The following is a 20,480-nucleotide window of genomic DNA, read 5'->3' on the forward strand; positions in this document are numbered from 1 at the left end:
GGAAAAGCCCGTCCTGCGAACGGAGAAAATTTACCCGGTCGGCAGAATGCCGGTCAAAACACAACCGAACCCAGGGAAAGCCCTGCAGAACAAGCGTTCTGCCCCTTGTGTTCTTTCATTGGAGAACGAAGATGTTGGTTACAGATCGTGACTGCAGGACGGGAGGAGCGCGATTCGCCGTACCCACGTTCGGCGAAATCGAGGGAAAGCTATTGGTTTGCGAAGTGGTCGCAACCATCTGCTTGCGACAGCTTTTCGCTCACTCGGGTCGCTTCGTCGTGCCAGTGATCAAGCGCCGGGTTCGACAATTGCTTGAAACCCGTTGCAGCGGCGAGAAACTCTGTCAGGACGATACGGAAGCTGCGGTTGAATATGCGTTCCAACTGGTGGATGCAGCGGCCGAAGCGGCCGGCAGGAAGACCGCGGTTTCGTCGGCGACTGAGGGCTGCGAGACGATCCGCCGGCTAAGGGCGATGCACGCTCCGCCACGGAAACGTTCTAAATCCGGGGAAGCTCCAGGTGCCGTTCAGACAGGGGACGAGTGACATTCCAACTTTGCAGAAACAGGACACTTCAACTTTGCGGTGGAGAAGCTAACCCAAGTGCATCATGGCCGTTTTGCAGGGTAGGGGATCACGCCTCATCCTGCAAATGCGCCATGAACACCTCGGCTGGCGTCTTGTAGCCGAGGCACTTACGGGGTTGGTCGTTGAGATGACGTGCGAGTTGGATCAGGTCGTGTTGTGACACGGCTGCCAGATCCGTAGCGCCTGGCATGAAACGGCGAATGCGCTTGTTGGTGTTCTCGACTGTCCCTTTTTGCCACGGTGCACTCGGGTCGCAGAACCAGCTACGCGCGCCGATCCCTTCTTCCAAAGCCCTGAATCCGGCAAACTCGGTACCGCGATCAAATGTGAAGCTTTGACGCACGAACGCCGGTAAAGGAGAAAATCCTCTGATGATCTTGTCCATGATCGGGCGTGAGTGCCGGCTCGGATTCTTGATGAGAACGGTATAGCGGCTTCGGCGCTCCACGAGGGACGTGACATTGGCATGTCCGAGTGTACGTTCAAAGATGAGGAGGTCGCCCTCCCAATGCCCAAACTGCGATCTATCTCCAATAAAATCAGGACGTTGGGATATGCGGTGCGTGGCTGGAAACGCACCGTCGCGCGGCTTCCTGGAGCGCAGTGGGCGACGTTTGCGGCGCGATTCCGGTAGATACTGATAGAGGCCTAGCCCATAATCTTCCTTGCTGTAGATGAAGCGATAGATTGTCTCTTTGCAGACGCGAACAAGACTGAGCCCCTCCGACAACAGACGCCCGGCGATCTGCTCTGGAGACCAGCGTGCCTCCAACTGGTTGATGATCTCCGTGCGTAAATTCGGGTGGCGCCGCAGCTTTCTCAGCCGGCGTCGCCGCTCCTTGGAGATATCGTGAGCAACCGTGCTGTAGTAGCCGTCGTAGTCCGGCAGTTCGCGATCACGAAACGTATTGCGCTTGATCTCGCGGTAAATCGTCGAGCGGTGACGGCCAAGCTGACGGGCCATCTCGTTGACCGGAACTTTTGCCGCCACCAGTTGATGTAGGCGTCGCCGGTCGGCGAGGGTGATCTGCGTATAGCATCGAGACATGCCAAAATCTCCAAAGTGAAGCCATTGAAATTACTGGCATGTCGCACTTGGAAATAGAATGTACCCCGGCTACACATCTTGATCGCATAAGATAGATTATGGAACAGAAATATGCCGTTTGATTACAATGGCATACCCTCCATCATCATCTTATAGCCCAACTCATTTAAAATCGGCCCGCTCGAATTTGCGTCCTGACGATCCAGCGCATCGATGGTTCACCTCCGGACTTGAACGGCTGATCCCAGCCAACAGACTCATTGGAAACCGCGTGTCTTGCCTTGACGGGATTCGACGGAAAGCACATGCGCTCGCCTTATTCCTCAAGTGTCGAGATGACCTTTGATGGTCTTTGGAGCTCCGACGCGGCAGCGGTTGCCGCGGCATCGGCCGGTCCGCCGGAAACATGAACCGTCGGAGTTGCAAACTGAATGCCCTTTTCCGCGAATGTCTTCTTGAGCATGGCAAGGGCTTTTCGGCGAACGCCGAACTGTTCGCCGGGTTTCGCCATGAACTTCAGCCGAATCTGCACGCCATAGTCCGCCATCTGCTCGATCCCCTGCATTTTCAGGGGCTCGATGATATTGGGCCCAAGTTCAACGTCCTCCAGCAGTTCAACGCCGATGCGCTTGATGGTCTTGCGAACCTCCTCGAGGTCACTGTCATAGTTCAGGGTTAGGGTAATGATGTCGATAACCCAGTCGCGGCTGAGGTTTTGCACCGCGCCGAGTTCACCGAAAGGAACGATGGTGACCGGGCCGCGGTGGTGTCGCAAGCGGATCGATCGCAGCGAAAAGCCTTCAACCGTACCCTTGTATTTTGCCGCCTGGATGTATTCGCCGATGCGGAAGGCATCGTCGAACAGATAAAAAACGCCTGAGATGATGTCCTTGACGAGTGTTTGGGCACCGAAGCCGACGGCTATGCCGACGACCCCGGCACCCGCCAGGAGTGGTCCGATCTGAATGCCAACGGCATCGAGGATCATCAAGAAGCCAACAGCTCCGATCGCCAGGAACAGCACATTGCGAAGAATGGGAAGAAGAGTATTCAACCGCTGACGCCGGCGTGCGTCGGCCCCCTGCTCATGTCCCTCGTTCCCGCTTCGCGACGCCACGGCCATCTGAGTGTCGATCAGAGTGCTTACGAGCTTCCAGATGACGTCGGTCACCAACAACACGATAACGATGCGGATTCCTGCACGGATTAAGCGCGTGGTCACCGTTTCGGATGCGGCAAGGTCACTGAGGTTGACATTCCACGAGCGGGCAATGAGGAGCGCGGCAGCCACAATGAGGCCGTTGCGCAGCGTTTGCATAATGACGACCGACCATCCCAAGACGGTCGGATCTTCCGCCGCGCGCTCATTCTCGGGATGTATGATGATGTGCCGAATGATATCGCGAGCTACCGAGACGGTAAGAGGCAAATGCGTGATGATGATCACCGTCCAGAACGCACCGCGCAGCCCGGACACCCATAGAAGCCACGATAGTATAATGCTGGCGCTGAAGCCCACGCTGATCAGCCGGTTCACCGGCGGTCCATCAGAACGAAACTGCCGCAGCCAGATCATGATGAGCAGCGCAATTGAAACCGCGCCAAGCCATGCCGCGGTAAAGAGATCGACCAGGATGGTTGACGCCCCGATCGTCCGGATCACTTCGATGATGGCCCAGCCGGCCGCCAATACTGCGACAATCCCGAGGAGCCAGTAGTACCAGAACCAGGCAAGCGACGTGACAAGCGTCAACAGCCGCATATGCGGCAGGCGGGCGCCTGGCGCGATGACAATGCGGCCGACAAGCACGGCAAGGCGCACCATGAGCGCGGCTGACAATAGGATGAGTGCGACGTCGCGAAACACGGCAGGCCATGGGAAGAGGATAAACGCCCCAAGGCTTCCGATGAGATAGCCGGCCAACGCGAGAAGACCCATCGAGAGTCGACCTGCGTGGAGCTTGATCCGCTGCCGGATGGTGTCGGCAGGTGCGGTCAGCACGAAATGGAGAAGGCCGCGCCCTGACCACCAGGCGATGCGCTGCGCAACGAATCCGCCGGCGACGAAGAGTATGACCGCCAAGACGAGACCGACTGGGTCGATACGATCATCTGCCTGGAAGAGCCGGATTGCCGCCTGGATCTGCCCCGGAAGAGTTGGAACGGCATTGAGGAGTGTAAGCAACCTCTGGCGCAATTCCTGAAGTGAGGTAGCAATCGACGGCGGTTCGGCCACCTGCGAGACCGCCACAGGCTGCGCCGGTTCCTGATTGCCAGGAACTATCCGATTGACCAGCGCACGTCCGGAATCATCATTCGGCAGTTCGATAATAACGCGGATCGGTGCTGGGGAAGCAGAGGGTTCGGCCGCCGAGGTCGGGTTTATGCTCGCCAGCAGAAGCGTCGAAAATACGACCGCCAGGAATGTGGACACTCTCCGCAAAGGATGACGGACGTCGTTGATGTGCATGTAATCGTGGTCCCGCGTGTTGTCATCGCTTCTGGTTGGTAGAGGCTTGGAACTTTGTGAAACGTTGCGCGATCAACGTCAATCGATGAACCTGTTTGGCGGACGCATACCCGATCATTGGCCAGGCGCCGACCGGTCGAAGCATGATCTATGCCACTGACATCGCGGCCCTGCCCGCTCTGCGATGTTCTCGATGAGCCGGCAATCGCCAGTCGCATCATCTTCAGAACTTCGCGCCGTTCGACAGCCCGCAGCTTGGATGGGAGAACCTGCAGAATCTCAAAGGCGGGCCAAGCGGCTCACTTCCCGCATCTTCAGAAGTCGGAACAAACGGTTTAGGAAAACACCACATCATTCAGATAAAGCTCGAGAAAGTGCTGGCTACGTATTCGCGGCAGTGCCGTCCCGGCCTTTCCCGTTATGGCGCGCAGCGCTGTCCGTCAAGCTTTTGCGCGTGCAAGCCCTTCACCGCCGTCTCGTCTCCGCGAAATGGCTGGTATAGCCGGCAAGCAGCGCACCGAACGGAAGGCTTCGAAGGATCCTGGCTGCGATGAAGGCTGCGCTTGTCGCCGCGGCGAGCTTCAGCCAGGGATAGTCGCCGAGCTGGACGTGGGCGTTTGCATCGATCGATGTCGCCTTGGCTTTCAACGCCGCCTCCGCATCTTCGCGCAGCACGCCGATGCGGGCGCTAAGCAGCCTTACCTCCCGCTGCAGAGCGGTCAAGCTGTTGTCGGCCTGGTCGCGCGCAGCGTCGGCAAAAGGCAACTCGCCCTCCTCGATTAATTCGTCGGGGTCGGGCGGAAGGAAGCCGTCGCGGTTGATGGATGATTGCATGGACATGTCCTCGATATTCGAGCGGAACGGAATGCGGCCCGGCTTTGCAGCCGGGCCTCTGGGGCATCAGTGATCGCGTCGGAAACCCTGGCTCTGTTGCGATCCGCCTTGTGACTGGGCCTGCGATTGCCGATCGTCACCGCTCGATGGCGTGGAGCCGGTGTCAGTGAACGTATAGGCACGCACTTTGCCGCTTCCGTGCGTGGTGTCTCGCGTCGCGACCGGACGCGTGTCTTCGGAAGCCGGAGACGAATCACCTTCTTCGAATGCGCTCTCCGATACGGCCAGATCTTCCGAGGATTTGCCGCCGTGGACAGGTCCGGCAAAGCCCGTGTTCGATGCACCTTGAAATGCGCCCTCCGACGACCAGAGATCCGCCCGCTCATCCAAGTCGATGCTGCCCTCATCGTCCAGGATGTCGTGGACGGTTTCATAGAGGGCGTCATCGATGTCGCTGACCTGGACAAGGAAGCCGCCGCGCCGCAATCCCTCCGCATAAACTGCCCGATCCTCGTCGGGGAAGAAGAAGTCCGCCAGCGCGTCGAAGAAGCCGCTGCGGTCGTCGCTCACCACGCCGGCGTTTTTTCCATCCGCCTCATATCCCGGCATCAACCGTATCCTCGCAGTCGGAACACCCGCGTCTTCAAGACGGGAGATTGCGGACTCGGCTTCCGATCGGCTGTCGAAAAATGCGGCAAGGCTGCCGCCGCCTGCCCGGCCTGGGAAGGCTGGATTGGTATCCTTGTAAATGTTGCTCACGGGGGCTCTCCTCTCGATGTAGACACAGCCGTCGATCCGGCCTGGTTTCCTGACTGGAAGAACCGGCGGATGAGATGAATGTTCCAGGGAAATGGCAATGGACCGGACAGCGATGCAGCCCCCTCGCCTCTAGTTCCATAACGCTGCCGCCTGCGCATTCCCGATGCGCCGCGTCATGGATAGCGAGGCTTGACGCATCCTCTCAGCGGTTGACGCCAAACTTCCGAGACGCTAGCACGCTTCTAACGCATTGGGGGTAATCATTATGGATTTCTTTACGGCAGGCGCTCTGACGGCTTTGCTGCAGGTTATCGCTATCGATCTCGTTCTCGCCGGTGACAACGCGGTGGTCATCGGCCTTGCGGCCGCCGGCCTGGAGGCCTCCCAGCGCCACAAAGCGATCATTGTCGGCATTCTGGCCGCGACCGTCCTGCGTATCCTCTTTGCCAGCGTCGCCGTTTATCTGCTGGCGATTGTCGGCCTGTTGCTGGCCGGCGGACTGCTGCTCCTCTGGGTCTGCTGGAAGATGTGGCGCGAGATTCGCGCCGGTCATGGCGGGGATCACGATGCGACGAACGCCGAAGGCGCGCCGAAAAAGACCTTCTTCCAGGCGGCGACCCAGATCGTCATTGCAGACGTGTCGATGTCGCTCGACAACGTGCTCGCCGTTGCCGGTGCTGCGCGCGAACATCCGGGTGTTCTGGTCATCGGCCTCGGATTGTCGATCGCGCTGATGGGCATCGCCGCAAACCTGATCGCCCGGCTGCTTAATCAGCATCGCTGGATCGCCTATGTCGGCCTGCTGATCATCCTCTACGTCTCGCTCGACATGATCCATCGCGGCGCCGTCGAGGTTCTGCCTTACATGCAGTAACGGGCCTTGGCCCGTCCTTAGGTCCAAGGCTCAGGCCGGGATCCTGACTTCGGTCTCGAAGCTCATCTGGTCATACGCCGGCACCACATGGTCCGGCGTCTGCGCCATCACCGCGTCGTAGTCCAGCGGCGTGTGCATATGCGTGAGTATCGCACGTTTCGGCTTCAACCGGCCGATCCAGTCAAGCGACTGCTCCAGGGACAGGTGGCTCGGATGATAGGTATATTGCAGCGCGTCGATGATCAGCACATCGAGATTATGAAGCTTCTCGACGGTTTGCGGCGGGAAGTCACTGATATCGCTGCAATAGGCCACATCGCCGATGCGGAAGCCAAGTGAGCAGATATCGCCGTGCTGCTGGATATGCGGACGGAAGGCAATCTTGCCTCCGGGACCGTTGATTTCGACGGGCTCGTCGACGTTTTCGATGACGAACGGCAGCGCGATCGGCGGATAATTGCTGCCCGGCGGCGTTTCCAGGCAATAACCGAAGGCTTCGCGCAGCCTTTCCATCGTAAACCGATCGGCATAGATCGGCACCTGGCGGCGCGTATTGTGGAAATAGCCCCGCAGATCATCGATGCCATGAATATGATCTGCATGCGGATGACTGTAGAGCACGGCGTCGACGTGGTCTGCCCCTGCCCTGATCATCTGTTCGCGAAAATCCGGCCCGGTATCGATGACGACGGTCGTGACACCGCCGTCCGGGGCGAATTGCTGCACCATGAAGGCTGCGCGCGTGCGCCGGTTTTTCGGATTGTCGGGATTGCAGGCACCCCAGTCGCCGGTGATGCGCGGCACGCCCGGTGACGACGAACAGCCGAGAATGGTGAAACGCCGCCGGTAGAGCACGCTGCTAGATCCTCGGCATCTTCGAAAACAGCCGGAAAGCGTTCTCGGTCGTGATCCGCGCAGCCTCCGCGTGAGAAAGACCGATCGTGTCGGCGAGCACCTCGGCCGTATTCACCACATAGGACGGCTCGTTGCGCTTGCCGCGCCAGCGCTTCGGCGCGAGATATGGCGCGTCGGTCTCCACCAGCAGACGCTCATGCGGAATGGTCTTGGCGATCTCGCGCAGCTCTTCCGATTTCGGGAAGGTCAGGATGCCCGAGAAGGAAATGTAGCCGCCGAGCTCAACGCCGGTCTTCGCCAGTTCGGGGCCGGCCGAGAAGCAATGCAGAATGAAGGGGAAGGCCCCCTTCCCCGTTTCCTCGGTCAGGATCGCAGCCATGTCTTCGTCGGCGCTGCGGCTGTGAATGACAAGCGGAAGCCGCGTTTCGCGCGCAGCCGCGATATGGCGCCGGAAGCCGGTCTGCTGGTCCTCCGGCTTCTGCGTGTCGTAGAAATAATCGAGACCGGCCTCGCCGATCGCGACGATCTTTTCATGGGCATTCGCCAGGCGCACCAGGTCTTCCGTCTGAATATCGAGCTCTTCGTCGGCATTGTTCGGATGCGTGCCGACCGAGCAGAAGACGGATGGATATTTCTGCGTGATGGCGAGCAGCCCGTCGAGCTTGCGCACGCGCGTCGAGATCGTCACCATCTGCGCGACGCCGGCCTGATGGGCGCGCGAGACGATTTCGTCGCGTTCCGCCTCGAAATCGGCGAAATCAAGATGGCAATGCGTATCGACCAGCACGGCCTTAAGCCTCCGGAGCCACGTAGCGCGGGAAGACCGGCGTCGGCGCTTCCAGCGTCGTTCCCGCAACGAGGCGGCCTGCCTCGCCGAGGGCAGCAAAATCACGCTTGTCAGCAGGCGCGGCCACGAGATCGAGCAGCTTGCCTGATGAATCCGGCATGAAGGGCTGCAACAGGATTGCGATCTGGCGCACGACCTCGGCTGTAACGTAGAGCACCGTGCCCATGCGCGCCGGATCCGTCTTTTTCAGCGCCCACGGCGCCTGGCCGGCGAAATAACGGTCGGCCTCCGAAACGACAGCGATGATCGAGGTGAGCGCGCGATGGATGAGCTGCTTGCCCATGTCGTCGCGCGTCGAGGCATGCAGTGCATCGGCCTGCGCCAGCATCGCCTTGTCCTCGTCCGTCAGCGGTCCGCATTCCGGGATCTTGCCGTCGCAATTCTTGACGATCATCGACAGCGAGCGGCTGGCGAGGTTGCCGATGCCGTTGGCGAGATCGGAATTGATGCGCGTGCCGATCGCCTCTTCGCTATAGCTGCCGTCCTGGCCGAAGGAGACTTCGCGTAGGAAAAAGTAGCGCACCTGATCGAGGCCGAAATGGTTGACCAGATTGACCGGATCGACGACGTTGCCGAGCGATTTCGACATCTTCTCGCCCTTGTTGAGCAGGAAGCCGTGGGCGAAGACGCGCTTGGGCAGCGGCAGCTTCGCCGACATCAGGAAGGCCGGCCAGTAGACGGCGTGGAAGCGGATGATGTCCTTGCCGATGATGTGCACGTCCGCGGGCCAATATTTCGCTCTTGGGCCATTCTTGTCTTCGATGTAGCCCGTCGCGGTAATGTAGTTGGTCAGCGCATCGACCCAGACATACATGACATGGGCGGGATCGTTCGGCACCTTGATGCCCCAGTCGAAGGTGGTGCGCGAGACAGAGAGATCCTTCAGGCCCGACTTGACGAAGGAAATCACTTCGTTGCGGCGCTCGGCGGGACCGATGAAATCAGGGTTTGCTTCGTAATGCGCAAGCAGCTTGTCCTGGTATTCGGAAAGCTTGAAGAAATAGCTTGCCTCTTCCACCCATTCGACAGGCGTGCCCTGCGGTCCGTAACGCACGCCATCGGCGCGCAGCTCCGTCTCGTTTTCCTGGTAATAGGCTTCGTCGCGCACCGAATACCAGCCGGCATAGCTGTCCTTGTAGATGTCGCCGCTGTCGGCCATCAGGTTCCAGATATTGCGCGAAGTCTCGTGATGACGCTCCTGCGTGGTGCGGATGAAATCATCGTTCGAGGCGTTGAGAAGCTTCGCCATCGCCTGGAATTCGCCGGAGTTGCGGTCGGCGAGCGCCTGCGGCGCAATTCCCTCGGCGCGAGCGGTCTGCTGCATCTTCTGGCCGTGTTCATCGGTCCCCGTCAGGAAGAAGACGTCCCTGCCGTCCAGGCGCTGGTAGCGTGCCATCGCATCCGTCGCGATCAGCTCATAGGCATGGCCGATATGCGGCTTGCCGTTGGGATAGGAAATCGCGGTGGTGATGTAGAAAGGTGTCTTGTCTGTCATGGCGGCCAATGTCCGGCTTACTCTATAAAAATGGTCAGCCGCTCTTAGCGCATGTCACCGCCAAGCGAAACATCAACTTTCCAGTCATCAATGATTTCCGGGACGCTGGCCGGTGAGCTTGACTCATGAACGGGCGCAATTTACCCGTCATGAAAAGAGGGCGGGACAGAACGAAGTGCCAATATTCATCTACCGGAAGTGCCGTAGTCGCACGCCGTCGGAGGCGCTCGATTGACATTCCAGCCTCTCTATTCGCTTTCGGGTCTCTGCGTCGGCGCGCTCGTCGGCATCACCGGCGTTGGCGGCGGATCGTTGATGACGCCCCTGTTGGTGCTGCTCTTCGGCGTCCACCCAACAACCGCCGTCGGCACGGATCTTCTCTACGCGGCGATCACCAAGACGGCTGGCACCACCGTTCACGGCATGCATGGACGCATCAACTGGAAGATCGTCGGCGGCTTGGCCGCCGGCAGCGTGCCGGCCGCCTTGTTGATGCTATGGATGCTGGCCGGCGTCGATCGCAAGAGCATCGGCGTCGCCCATACCATCACCACCGCGCTCGGCTGGCTTCTCGTCATGACCGCGATCATGCTGGTCTTCCGAGGACAGATACTCGAGCTGGCGCGCCGCGCCATCGGTGATCGCACGCTGCCGCGGCCGGCAACGATCGTCACCTTCACCGTCGCCCTGGGGTTCCTGCTCGGCGTCCTCGTCACCTTGACCTCGGTCGGCGCGGGCGCGCTTGGTGTGACGATCCTGCTGGTACTCTATCCCAGGCTCGACGTGCGCGAGATCGTCGGTTCCGATATCGTCCATGCCGTACCGCTGACCCTGATCGGCGGCATGGGTTACTGGTTTATCGGCGAGATCGATTGGGCAATGCTGTTTGCCCTGCTCATCGGTTCGATTCCCGGCATTATTGCCGGAAGTCTTCTGGCGCCGAAGCTGCATGAACGCACCATCCGCATCGTCCTGGCCGCCACGCTCGCCGTCGTCGCATGGAAGCTGCTGGCCGGCTGATCGGAGTGTGATGCCCTTGCTGTCCGGTTCGTGCCGCGACGGCAACCCCCCGGGGGCAAGTCGGCGATCTCCGGACTGGGTTTAGAGGCCCGGCTGCTTGATATCGGCGAGAATGCTGATGATCGTCTGCTTGCGGTCGAGATTGTAGCCGTCGGAAATGGTAAGCCGCTCGGTGATCTCGGAATAAAGCCGCGCCAGCCGTTCCGCAGCCGTGATCCGCCCCTCGCCTGCTGCGGCCCGCGCGCGGCTCATGATGTCGTCGCCGATATGGCTGACGAAGAAATCGAAGATCGTGTCGCTTTCCCTCCCCGAAAGCGCGTCGGCCAGCCGATGCATCGCCTTGCGTGCCGTCGGTCCCTCGGCGGAAAGCATCTCGTCATAGGCGGCGATGATGTCGCCGCCACCGTAGTTCAAGAGTTTCAGTGCCTCGCCGACGCTGCCCTTGGCCGCCGAAAGCAGCGCCCCGCCCTCGCCTGCTATGCCGAGATGGGCAAGCGCGGCGATAAGCGCATCATCCGCAAGCGGCGCCAGTTTCAGCGGCAGGCAACGTGAGCGGATCGTCGGCAGCAATCTGCCCGGCGCATGCGACAGCACCAGAAACAGAGCCCGCTTCGGCGGCTCCTCCAGGATCTTCAGGATAGCGTTGGCCGCATTGCGGTTCATATCATCGGCCGGGTCAATGATGACGATCCGCCAGTTGCCCGTGCCCGACGTCTGCGAGAAGAACTTGCCGGCGCGGCGCACCTCATCGACCGTGATCGCCGATTTCACCTTCCCGGTCTTTTCATCCACCGGCCGGGCAAGATGCAGGAGATTGTGCGAGGCGCCAGAGACGATCTGCCGGCTCACGGGAGAGGCAGGATCGGGATCGCCGATCGTTTCCGGCGCGGTCTCGGGATCGGGATGCGAGAGCACGTGATTGGCGAAGCGGAAAGCGAGCGTCGCCTTGCCGATGCCCTCAGGCCCTTCGATCAGGATGGCGTGATGGCCCTTGCCCGACCGGTAGGATTGCGCGAGGAACGCCTCCGCCTCCTCATGGCCGAACAGCCTGGTGTTTTCCGCCGGCCAGATTGCGCCGTCGAGCAGTCCGGGCTTTTCCTCACTCATGGTGGGCGGCTTCCGGCGTTCTGACATGGCCTGATGGCGCCAGCAGCTGCTTGACGATCGTCAGGATCTCGGCGGCGATCGCCTCCTCCGCCTGCATGGCGTTGATCACGTGGCAGCGCTCCGGCTCGCGGGCGGCGATATCGAGAAAGGCCTCGCGCCGCTTCTCGTGTGTTTCGAGCCGCTCCTTCTCGAAACGGTCGGGACCGTCGGCGGCAGCGCGCTTCTGCGCCCGCTCCAGTCCGATCCTGGCAGGGATGTCGAGTATCACGGTGCAATCAGGCATGACACCGTTGATGGCGATGCGCTGCAGCGTCTCGATGAAATCGGGCTCGAGATTGCCGGTAATGCCTTGGTAGACGCGGGAGGAATCCATGAAGCGGTCGCAGAGCACGATCTTGCCTGCGGCAAGTGCCGGCCGGATCACCTCTTCGACATGATCGTTGCGCGCTGCGGCAAAAAGAATCGCCTCCATTCGCGTGCCGAAGGCTTCGGCAGCGCCTGAGAGCAACACATGGCGCACGGCCTCCGCACCCGGCGATCCGCCCGGCTCTCGCGTCATCAGCACATCGTGACCTTCGCCCTTCAGCGCTGCGGCGAGGCGGCGGATCTGGGTGGATTTCCCAGCGCCTTCCCCGCCTTCAAACGTAACGAACAATCCCGCACCGGATGACAATGACAACTTCCCGCATTCCGGGCGCCGCATGCGCCCTGCCTCTTCTATCTATCCGAAGATACCAGGGAGGAAAACCTTTTGCCGCGGCGACATATTCACCTTTCCCGGCAAATTGCATCGGAACGAGGCGTCAACCGGGCGCCGACTTGTCCCAAAGCCAGGAGAAGAACAGCGATTCGCCGAGTTCCAGCATGGCATCGACGGCCCGGCTGCTGAGCGAGCCCTCCTCTACCGCCTGCACGGTATAGAGCGGCACTTCCCTGAGCAGCCTGCTGCCGGCAAAGATCCTGAGCGTGCCCGCTTGGTAATCCGGCTTGACCGGCGCCGTCAGCGGCCAGTGATAGACGATGCGCGCCGATAGCCGGTCGGGATTGCTGATCGGAATATAGACGCTGACCGGCGCCTTGGCGACGAGATCGACGGTGCGGGCCGTGCCGCCATAGACGCTGGCGGCGCCGATGACTTCCCGGTCGGCGAAGATCTGCCGGCTCTCGAAGGCCGTCAGCCCCCATTCAAGCACGCGCTTGGCTTCCTCCGTCCGCTCCTTGTCGGAAGCGATGCCGGCAAGCGCCAGAAACAGCCGTCTGCCGTCGCGCTCAACCGAAGCGACGATCGAATAGCCCTCGCCTTCGGTGAAGCCGGTGGCAAGCCCGTCGGCGCCGAGATCGAACCCCAGCAGCGGATTCCTGTTTCGCTGCTGGATCTTGTTCCACTCGAATTCCGGCTGCGCGAAATAGGCATAGAGGTTCGGATAGGACTGCTGGAGAGCGGCGGCGAGCGTCACCATCTCGCGTGCCGTCACCTTGCTCCTGCTATCGGGGAGGCCGGTGGAATTGCCGAACATCGCCTTTTCCAGGCCGAGTTCGCGGGCGCGGCGCGTCATCGATTCGGCAAATTGCTGTTCGCTTCCCGCCATGCCTTCGGCAAGCACGATGCAGGCATCATTGGCGCCCTGTATGGCGATCCCCTTGATCAGGTCCTCGACGCGTACACGCGATTTAAGCGCGGCGAACATGGTTGCCGTCCGCGACGGCGCGCCGCCCGTCCGCCAGGCATATTCCGAAACCGGATATTCGGTATCGAGCGTGATCTGACCCTTCGTCACCGCGTCGAAGACGATATCCATCGTCATCAGCTTGGCGAGCGAAGCCGGCGAAAAGCCCTGGTCCTCGTTCTTGGCGAGAAGCACGGTGCCGGTGGACGCCTCGATCATATAGGCCTGCGTCGCCTTGGTGGCGAAACCAACGGTGCCGCCATCGGCTGCGAGCGCGCCGGTGGCGAGCGGCATCAGGCACGCAAGAAGGCGAAGCAAAGGCTTCAGCATCGCAATTCCTATCGAACGAGCGTCGTCTGTAAGGAGGTTAGAGCGAGAGGGAATCCGATGCAATTGCCATGCTCAGCGCGCGGCGGATTTTGCCTGCTGCCGCTTTGCCGAGGCAAGGATCGACTCCTGCGTCAGCCCGTCATTGCGCACCATCACCGCGTCGAAAGCGAGATCGACAGTCACCGTCCTCACCTCTTCGTTCTGATAGCCGAGCGCAAGCGATGCCCCGCCATAGGGGCGCTCATAGGGCATGGGGCCGATTTCCGGCAGTACGATCATCTGGTCGAAGGCCTGCATGCCATTGCCTGCGGGCGCAGACGGCGCGACCAGAACATGGGCAGCCGGTGCGAGGGCGGGCGCTGCATTGTAGCGGGCGCTCGGCGTCGAACCGGCATAGGATGTCGCCGACATCGGCACCGGCACGTTGGCGGGCTGGGTCTCGTAGTCCTCAGCGCTCTGCAGCTGGTCGCGGGTGATCTTGCGGCTATTGGAGGCGACCATCACGCCGGTTGCGATCTGGCCTTCCGGATTGATCCCCGGAAGACGGCTGCCCTTCGGCGCGTAAGATGCCATGAGGTAAGGCATGTCATGGCCGTCCATGCGGGCGCGGCCAACATATTGCACGCGCACCTTGCCGGTGCCGCTGTGCTGCAGATCCAGCATGTCGGCGGTCTTGTTGGAAAGATCGATGATGCGGCCTTCATGATAAGGACCGCGATCGTTGACGCGAACGACGATGGACGACCCGTTCTCGAGATTGGTGACGCGCGCATAGCTCGGCAGCGGGAACGTCGGATGTGCGGCTGAAAGATGCATCTGGTCGTAGACTTCGCCGTTCGCCGTCAGGCGCCCGTGAAAGGCGGAGCCATACCACGAGGCGACGCCGACCTTGTTATAGGCGAAGTCTTCCTTCGGATAATACCACTTGCCCTTGACCTCGTAGGGGTTGCCGACCATGTAGCGGCCGCCGCCCTTCGGAATATTGTTGCCGGTGGCGACCCGCGGGCTCGCCTTCACGCCATATTCGGATTCGGAGAAATACTCTTTGCCGTGGGCTCTCTTCTTCGGCACCGCCTGTGTCGTGCCGCACGCTGCAACCGTCGCGCACATCGCCGATATCGCCAGCCACCGTGCTGTCGTTGCGAATGACGCCGCCCCGTATTCCAGTTTCATGTGTCCCACGCCGCTCATATGGTTAAGGAACTTTGCCCGATAATGGGTCAATAGCGCCTTATTCCCACCCGCCTAACGAGAGCTTAATCTTGCTGGCATCGTGGCAAATTTGCGAACGATTTCGCAGCGATAGCGACAATTCTAATGATTATGGTTTACGGATTGCTAACACCAACCCCGCCGCCCTGCCCACCAGCCGTCGCAACGATGCCCGAAATCGTCGTGCCGAACCGAGGCACATCGCAAACGGCTGATGGCGTCTGTATGCTCGAAAAGCTCCAGATTGGAGGCGCCAGCCGCGCGTAAAGGTTTCGCTCCCTAGTGGTCTTCAGCGCATTTGACACGCTTGAGTCATTGAGGGCGCCTGCTTCGCAGCTGTGTTTCCCTTGGTGCGTGTGTTTTGTTGCTTGACTCAAAGTGAGGTGGAAAGTTTATTTGCGGCGTTCGGGGTGCGCCCGGCGTCCTTTCCACGCTCATCTTCAGGAGACGAGCCATGGCAAATCACAAACCAACAGTGCCTAGCGTATTGATCCACGACTACTCACCCATGGAAGCCATTGAAGGAAGCCTTCTCGACAACGCATCGGATCCAGATGGCGACCTGCTTCAGGTTCAGTTCGTCAACGGTGTGAGAATTCCCAACAAAGCAGGTGAGCCCGGATATCTTACCATTGAGGGCGAGCACGGAACGCTGACGATTTGGGGCGACGGCAGCTACAATTACGCGGTCGATGATCCGGCAAGTCTTGAGCCGGGAAAATCCTTCTCCGAGAAATTCTCGTTCAAGATCTCGGATGGAAAAGGCGGTACCGACGTCGCCGATTTCAACATCGCCGTCAACGCGCCTCCGCAAGGACTGTATTCCATCGATTTCGAAAACGCCCCCAAGGAATATCCCGGGCAATCGGATATCGCTTCAGGTTATGCCGGCTTCAAGTTTGGCGACAAGGTTGACGGCAATCTATGGGCCGTTGCTGAATCCGGCGGCAACGAGTACGTCGTCAGCAATCCCTACAATCCCTTTTTCGATCGCGTTGACGGCAAGCTCTTCACGATCGAGGGCGTCGACGTCGCGACCAATTTTGACGCTGGTTACGAAGGCGTCGATGCTCTCGTCACTTTCGAGGGCTACATCGATGGCAACAAAGTGAGCGAGATGGCTGTGACGGTCTATGGAGACACCATTGCCGATGGTCAGCATATTTCGTTGGAGGCGCTCGGAGCTGTCGACTTCATCCGCTTCGATATCGAGCCTGAAACAGAGCCCACAGGCTTTCCGCAGCTCGCCTTCGACAACTTCACCGTCCTGGTGTGACAATAGTCGAGAAGCGGCCATGGACGCCGCTTCTCCCAGCCCCTCCTGGGCGCCTGGCGCCTCAAAGAAGCCGATTTATTCATCCATACGGCGATGAGTTGAACACTGCAGAACAAGTTGACGCTGCGATCAAAGCTGCTACAAAGCCCGCCTGTGAGTGAATGGGCAGCAAATCGGTAGAAACACCGATCCAAAAGAAACGCCGAACCGGAATTTCTTTGGGCTTCTCAATTGCCTGGAAGAGTGTCCGAGTGGTTTAAGGAACCGGTCTTGAAAACCGGCGTGCGGGAAACCGTACCGTGGGTTCGAATCCCACCTCTTCCGCCATTTTCCGAGTGTCCGACCGCATCATGGCCGTCTGCCACTGGTTCAGCCCTCCAGTTGAGCGGTGAGCTGCACGATCATCCACACCAGAGAAGATTTTGAGGCCCGAGTTGCCGAGATTGCCGGTGGCAAGGGCATGCGTGTCGGCGCCGGGCGCCGTTGAAGCTCGTTCACGAGAGGAGCGAATATATCAGAGCGCCAATGGAACCCCAGAACACCAGCGGCGTAAGTATCATCGCCACGACGAAGATTTTGGTCACGGAAAAAACTCCCAAACTCCAGCCATGCCGCAAAGATCTACGGCAGCGACCGAAGCTTTGGTATCGGCCTGAAGTCCGGGATGAATCGGACCTTGGTCTCGGTTTTCCGGCGCTGAAACCCGGTAACTACCTGGGATCGGCTGCTCGGCGGCGCCTGTAAGTTTGGGCCGCGATGGCGAGCGCGGCGGCAATCAGCGCCGCTGCGACGGCGAAGGTGGTTCGCATGCCGGATGCAACGGCTTCGGGACGCGCCATGGCGATGTCCGACGCCGCCGAGGCAAGTGCAAATACGGCTCCCATGACGGAAGCGCCGGTGATCAGTCCGAGATTGCGCGACAGGTTGAGCATGCCCGAAATGACGCCCCGCTGCTGGGGACGGACGTCCATCATGACGGTCGTATTGTTGGCGGCCTGGAACAGTTGATAGCCCGGTGTCAGGATGGCGATGGCAGCGACGTAGCCGGCAATCCCGGGAAACACGGTGAGCGCAATGGAGCCGGCTGCCATGGCGGCGAGCCCTACGATAATCACGAATGGTGCGCCCAGACGGTCGACCAGGCGGCCGGCGGGGACACCGCTCAGGGTGGAGATGACAGGGCCGATCGACATGACGATTCCGACGAGCGCTTGGTCGAGCCCGAGCGCACGGGAAAGGTAGAATGGGGCGACCACCAGCGTTGCCATCATCACCGTCGAAACGAGCGCATTCATGGCCAGGCTGGCGCTCATCACCGGATTACGGAACGCCGCCAATCGAATCAGCGGTGAAGCTGTTCTCGCCTCGACGAACACGAAAAGACCGGTGCCAACCGCGGCGGCCAGCAACAGAGCCACATTCAGCGGACCAAACCTGCCATGCCCGATCGTCATCGCCAGCGCATAGGCCGAGAGCGTCAGGGCAAGCAGCAACGTGCCCGCAATGTCGAAGCCCGCCCGATCGGTTTTCTCTCCGCTGCTATCGGCAGGCAGATTGCGGTAGGCGAGAGCGAAGGTCAACACGCCGAGCGGGGCGTTGACGAGGAAGATGGCCGGCCAGCCGAATCCCGTGATCAGAGCGCCGCCGAGCGACGGACCGAGAGCGGTGCCGATCGCCGACATCGTTCCGAGCAGCCCCATGGCGCTGCCGATCCTCGCCCTCGGCACGGTCTCGCCGACAAAGGCCATGGTGAGAGCCATCATGATCGCCGCGCCCAGGCCCTGCAGGGCGCGCGCCGCAATCAGCGTCCATAGGGTCGGCGCGAGGCCGCACAGGATGCAAGCCAGCGTGAAGAGCAGGATGCCGATGAGCAAAAGCCGTCTGCGGCCGGTCGTGTCGCCGAGCCGTCCGACGCTGACGATCAGGATGGTAATGGTGAGGAGATAGGCCATGTTATGACGGAGTGATGTCAACACCCGATCTCAACCTGCTTGTCACCCTTGATGTGTTGCTTACGGAAGGCAGCGTTGCGCGCGCGGCCCGAAGATTGCGGCTCAGCCCGTCAGCGATGAGCCGGGCGCTGGCGCGACTGCGCGAAACGACCGGCGATCCGCTGTTGGTCCGGGCCGGGCGCGGCCTTGTCCCCACGCCGCGGGCGCTCGAACTGCGTGAGCAGGTTGGGCGGATCGTCGAGGATGCACAAGCGGTCCTGCGACCTGCCAAGGCGCTCGACCTTGACCGTTTGGTCCGAACCTTTACGCTGCGCACCAGCGAAGGCTTCGTCGAAAACTTCGGACCCCAACTCATCGAACGCCTGCACAGGCAAGCGCCCGGCGTGCGGCTGCGCTTCATGCAGAAACCGGACAAGGACAGCGCCCCGTTGCGCGACGGCACTGTCGACCTGGAAACCGGGGTCGTCGACAAGGCGACCGGGCCGGAGGTGCGGACGCAGGCCCTGTTCCGCGACCGTTTCATCGGCGTCGTGCGGATGGGGCATCCGCTTTGTCAGGGCGAGATGACGCCGTCCCGTTATACGGCCGGTCGGCACATCTCCGTGTCGCGACGCGGGCGCGACAAAGGATTGATCGACGATGCTCTTGCTGTGCTCGGGCTGGAACGGCGGATCGTCACGATCGTCGGCGGCTTTTCGACCGCACTGGCTCTCGCTCGCGCCTCAGATCTGATCGCCAGCGTTCCGGAACGGCACACCGAAGCCTTGCGGGTGGGAATGCACAGTTTCCCCCTGCCCGTCTCCACGCCTGACATCACGGTTTCATTGCTCTGGCATCCGAGGATGGATGCCGATCCCGCGCATCGCTGGCTGCGTGCGTGTGTTCGGGACGCCTGCGCGGCGATCGGCTAAGAGGGCGGCGGTTTGCGCCAAGGCAGCAATGCTTCGCCTATCCCGATTTCTTGTCATATAAGCACGTTCGAAAGATTGCTATTGTATCTTCACCGATCGACGGCAGAGGCATTCAATCCAAGGAGGATACGATGCACATCATCTGGGACTTTCTGACGATTCTGCTGACCATCGGCTCGCTCTATGGCGGTCGCGAATATCGAATCATCCGCGCCCGTGCCCGCGCCCAGAACTGGGGCAATTTCTGACGTGATTCCGACGGCCGTTGCCCAGGCGACCTCGGTCGTGGTTACGTTGAACGACGTAGGGTCATGCGCTTGAAGAAGTGCTTTACTCACTAAAAGACGGCTTCTGTCCGTCATTCTCTCTGTTAGTCCAGGCCCGCCTTACCCCAGGCGGGCCCTTTTTGTTGAAGCAAGCGACGCCCGCCGTGCAAAACGGCGGTCATGCCGTTGCCTGACTACTTCTTGGCACCGGCTGAAAGCACCCGATGTGTCGCATTGTCCAATGCGTGACTTGTTTCCTGCCCATCCTTCTTCAGTCCGCGCGCAGTGTTGCCGCAACCGGAAAGTGTGAGCAGGCAGATGCAGGCAAGGGCGATGGCAGCTTTTGGCATCAAATGTTTCCCCGATTGAATGGCGATCCGGGAAGAATGGTGCAATCCCTGCGAAAATCAATCCGCTAGCAGGCGGCGGGCACGGCCGATGATGGCCGGCATCACTTTCGGATCGCACCCGCCGGGTTTAACGCCGATCAAAACTCCGTTCCAGGCGATGTGCGGATCTGCCGTCATCGACCGCAGCGTCTTGATTGCAATGACTGCGGGACGGTCAGTATTGATCGCTGACATCAGTGCCATGAAGACGAATTACATCAGCCGTCGAATATGTTCCCGTTCTATCAGGAGTTTGAATCCTTCATACGGGTATTATTGTTCAATCGTTAGCAGAAGAAAACCTGCGGGAGGCAGTAGTTTAAATTTTACTTAAATTTCACACTTAACCATCCGTTAATAATAATCTTGCGAAGCGTCTACATCAGCTTATGCTTTACTCAAAACGGGGAAGAAAAAGATGTTTAGCAAGAGCCTGATCATGCCTTTCGGCTTCGCGACACTTGCAATCGCCGGTCTTCTGTTTCAAATCGCCATTCATGCGCTGGAAACGCCGGTCACGCAGCTACATCCGTGAACGCTGTTTAAGTTCCTCCGGGAGTGGAACTTTCTTTCGTTTCGTG

At 60.2% G+C, this 20,480-nt stretch carries 18 protein-coding genes, 1 tRNA gene and 1 pseudogene; 7 read left to right on the forward strand and 13 right to left on the reverse strand.

Features of this window, described 5'->3' with window-relative positions:
• Window positions 1-131: 131 nt before the first annotated feature.
• The gene (locus EFD55_RS13750; protein WP_125845611.1) at window positions 132-545 is read left to right on the forward strand and encodes a hypothetical protein; all 414 of its coding nucleotides are present in this window, start codon (window positions 132-134) and stop codon (window positions 543-545) included.
• A gap of 88 nt (window positions 546-633) precedes the next feature.
• Here EFD55_RS13750 and EFD55_RS13755 read toward each other — a convergent pair whose 3' ends face one another.
• Both EFD55_RS13755 and EFD55_RS13760 read right to left on the reverse strand, forming a co-directional pair.
• Entirely contained in the window at window positions 634-1,635 is a 1,002-nt protein-coding gene (locus EFD55_RS13755) for an IS30 family transposase (protein ID WP_125845612.1), read from the reverse strand.
• Window positions 1,636-1,951: 316 nt separating this feature from the next.
• The gene (locus EFD55_RS13760) at window positions 1,952-4,105 is read right to left on the reverse strand and encodes a mechanosensitive ion channel family protein (RefSeq protein ID WP_125845613.1); all 2,154 of its coding nucleotides are present in this window, start codon (window positions 4,103-4,105) and stop codon (window positions 1,952-1,954) included.
• Window positions 4,106-4,248: 143 nt separating this feature from the next.
• Here EFD55_RS13760 and EFD55_RS33760 point away from each other — a divergent pair.
• Window positions 4,249-4,407: pseudogene (locus EFD55_RS33760) on the forward strand (alpha/beta fold hydrolase); the annotation flags it as partial.
• A 163-nt stretch (window positions 4,408-4,570) separates the two neighbouring features.
• On the opposite strand, the gene EFD55_RS13770 reads toward EFD55_RS33760, so the two are convergent.
• Complete coding sequence (locus EFD55_RS13770) at window positions 4,571-4,939, reverse strand: hypothetical protein (protein ID WP_125845614.1); 369 nt, start codon at window positions 4,937-4,939, stop codon at window positions 4,571-4,573.
• Window positions 4,940-5,005: 66 nt separating this feature from the next.
• The gene (locus EFD55_RS13775) at window positions 5,006-5,698 is read right to left on the reverse strand and encodes a hypothetical protein (protein ID WP_125845615.1); all 693 of its coding nucleotides are present in this window, start codon (window positions 5,696-5,698) and stop codon (window positions 5,006-5,008) included.
• A gap of 265 nt (window positions 5,699-5,963) precedes the next feature.
• Here EFD55_RS13775 and EFD55_RS13780 point away from each other — a divergent pair, with 265 nt between their 5' ends.
• Window positions 5,964-6,572 carry a TerC family protein gene (locus tag EFD55_RS13780; protein ID WP_125845616.1) on the forward strand — a complete coding sequence of 203 codons (609 nt, stop codon included), beginning with the start codon at window positions 5,964-5,966 and terminating at the stop codon, window positions 6,570-6,572.
• Window positions 6,573-6,602: 30 nt separating this feature from the next.
• Here the strand turns inward: EFD55_RS13780 and EFD55_RS13785 are convergent, their stop codons facing one another.
• The 3 genes from EFD55_RS13785 to metG are packed head-to-tail and all read right to left on the reverse strand — an operon-like array spanning window position 6,603 to window position 9,769.
• Window positions 6,603-7,427 carry an MBL fold metallo-hydrolase gene (locus EFD55_RS13785; RefSeq protein ID WP_125845617.1) on the reverse strand — a complete coding sequence of 275 codons (825 nt, stop codon included), beginning with the start codon at window positions 7,425-7,427 and terminating at the stop codon, window positions 6,603-6,605.
• A gap of 4 nt (window positions 7,428-7,431) precedes the next feature.
• A complete protein-coding gene (locus tag EFD55_RS13790; RefSeq protein WP_125845618.1) occupies window positions 7,432-8,214 on the reverse strand; it encodes a TatD family hydrolase in 783 nt (260 codons plus the stop codon).
• A gap of 4 nt (window positions 8,215-8,218) precedes the next feature.
• Complete coding sequence (gene metG / locus EFD55_RS13795) at window positions 8,219-9,769, reverse strand: methionine--tRNA ligase (RefSeq protein WP_125845619.1); 1,551 nt, start codon at window positions 9,767-9,769, stop codon at window positions 8,219-8,221.
• Window positions 9,770-10,000: 231 nt separating this feature from the next.
• On the opposite strand from metG, the gene EFD55_RS13800 reads away from it, so the two are divergent.
• Window positions 10,001-10,789 (forward strand): sulfite exporter TauE/SafE family protein, encoded by a 789-nt coding sequence (locus EFD55_RS13800; RefSeq protein WP_125845620.1) that lies wholly within the window; start codon window positions 10,001-10,003, stop codon window positions 10,787-10,789.
• A gap of 81 nt (window positions 10,790-10,870) precedes the next feature.
• On the opposite strand, the gene EFD55_RS13805 is transcribed toward EFD55_RS13800, so the two are convergent.
• From EFD55_RS13805 to EFD55_RS13820, 4 genes are all read right to left on the reverse strand, one after another.
• Window positions 10,871-11,896 (reverse strand): DNA polymerase III subunit delta', encoded by a 1,026-nt coding sequence (locus EFD55_RS13805; protein WP_125845621.1) that lies wholly within the window; start codon window positions 11,894-11,896, stop codon window positions 10,871-10,873.
• The gene (gene tmk, locus EFD55_RS13810) at window positions 11,889-12,569 is read right to left on the reverse strand and encodes a dTMP kinase (RefSeq protein WP_183736724.1); all 681 of its coding nucleotides are present in this window, start codon (window positions 12,567-12,569) and stop codon (window positions 11,889-11,891) included. Before tmk ends, EFD55_RS13805 begins: the two co-directional genes overlap by 8 nt.
• A 130-nt stretch (window positions 12,570-12,699) precedes the next feature.
• A complete protein-coding gene (locus EFD55_RS13815; RefSeq protein WP_125845623.1) occupies window positions 12,700-13,893 on the reverse strand; it encodes a D-alanyl-D-alanine carboxypeptidase family protein in 1,194 nt (397 codons plus the stop codon).
• A gap of 72 nt (window positions 13,894-13,965) precedes the next feature.
• Window positions 13,966-15,066, reverse strand: coding sequence for a septal ring lytic transglycosylase RlpA family protein (locus EFD55_RS13820; protein WP_125845624.1), 1,101 nt, complete (start codon window positions 15,064-15,066; stop codon window positions 13,966-13,968).
• A 493-nt stretch (window positions 15,067-15,559) separates the two neighbouring features.
• On the opposite strand from EFD55_RS13820, the gene EFD55_RS13825 reads away from it, so the two are divergent.
• Both EFD55_RS13825 and EFD55_RS13830 read left to right on the forward strand, forming a co-directional pair.
• A complete protein-coding gene (locus EFD55_RS13825; RefSeq protein ID WP_125845625.1) occupies window positions 15,560-16,381 on the forward strand; it encodes an Ig-like domain-containing protein in 822 nt (273 codons plus the stop codon).
• Between the two features lie 237 nt (window positions 16,382-16,618).
• A tRNA-Ser gene (locus EFD55_RS13830) sits at window positions 16,619-16,708 on the forward strand.
• 383 nt (window positions 16,709-17,091) lie between these two features.
• On the opposite strand, the gene EFD55_RS13835 is transcribed toward EFD55_RS13830, so the two are convergent.
• Entirely contained in the window at window positions 17,092-18,333 is a 1,242-nt protein-coding gene (locus tag EFD55_RS13835; RefSeq protein ID WP_245438471.1) for an MFS transporter, read from the reverse strand.
• A 14-nt stretch (window positions 18,334-18,347) separates the two neighbouring features.
• Here EFD55_RS13835 and EFD55_RS13840 point away from each other — a divergent pair, with 14 nt between their 5' ends.
• Entirely contained in the window at window positions 18,348-19,244 is an 897-nt protein-coding gene (locus EFD55_RS13840) for a LysR family transcriptional regulator (RefSeq protein WP_125845626.1), read from the forward strand.
• Window positions 19,245-19,704: 460 nt separating this feature from the next.
• Here EFD55_RS13840 and EFD55_RS13845 read toward each other — a convergent pair whose 3' ends face one another.
• Complete coding sequence (locus EFD55_RS13845) at window positions 19,705-19,860, reverse strand: hypothetical protein (protein WP_008526318.1); 156 nt, start codon at window positions 19,858-19,860, stop codon at window positions 19,705-19,707.
• Between the last annotated feature and the right edge of the window lie 620 nt (window positions 19,861-20,480).

It is taken from the genome of Rhizobium pisi (assembly GCF_003938655.1).
GTDB classification, from domain to species: domain Bacteria; phylum Pseudomonadota; class Alphaproteobacteria; order Rhizobiales; family Rhizobiaceae; genus Rhizobium; species Rhizobium pisi.

Coding starts and splice junctions, on each gene's coding strand:
- EFD55_RS13805 (WP_125845621.1), bottom strand. CDS start 11,896: ATGAGTGAGGAAAAGCCCGGACTGCTCGACGGCGCAATCTGGCCGGCG.
- EFD55_RS13770 (WP_125845614.1), bottom strand. CDS start 4,939: ATGCAATCATCCATCAACCGCGACGGCTTCCTTCCGCCCGACCCCGAC.
- EFD55_RS13825 (WP_125845625.1), top strand. CDS start 15,560: ATGGCAAATCACAAACCAACAGTGCCTAGCGTATTGATCCACGACTAC.
- EFD55_RS13815 (WP_125845623.1), bottom strand. CDS start 13,893: ATGCTGAAGCCTTTGCTTCGCCTTCTTGCGTGCCTGATGCCGCTCGCC.
- EFD55_RS13750 (WP_125845611.1), top strand. CDS start 132: ATGTTGGTTACAGATCGTGACTGCAGGACGGGAGGAGCGCGATTCGCC.
- EFD55_RS13845 (WP_008526318.1), bottom strand. CDS start 19,860: ATGCCAAAAGCTGCCATCGCCCTTGCCTGCATCTGCCTGCTCACACTT.
- EFD55_RS13780 (WP_125845616.1), top strand. CDS start 5,964: ATGGATTTCTTTACGGCAGGCGCTCTGACGGCTTTGCTGCAGGTTATC.
- metG (WP_125845619.1), bottom strand. CDS start 9,769: ATGACAGACAAGACACCTTTCTACATCACCACCGCGATTTCCTATCCC.
- EFD55_RS13840 (WP_125845626.1), top strand. CDS start 18,348: ATGTCAACACCCGATCTCAACCTGCTTGTCACCCTTGATGTGTTGCTT.
- EFD55_RS13755 (WP_125845612.1), bottom strand. CDS start 1,635: ATGTCTCGATGCTATACGCAGATCACCCTCGCCGACCGGCGACGCCTA.
- EFD55_RS13820 (WP_125845624.1), bottom strand. CDS start 15,066: ATGAAACTGGAATACGGGGCGGCGTCATTCGCAACGACAGCACGGTGG.
- EFD55_RS13835 (WP_245438471.1), bottom strand. CDS start 18,333: ATGGCCTATCTCCTCACCATTACCATCCTGATCGTCAGCGTCGGACGG.
- EFD55_RS13760 (WP_125845613.1), bottom strand. CDS start 4,105: ATGCACATCAACGACGTCCGTCATCCTTTGCGGAGAGTGTCCACATTC.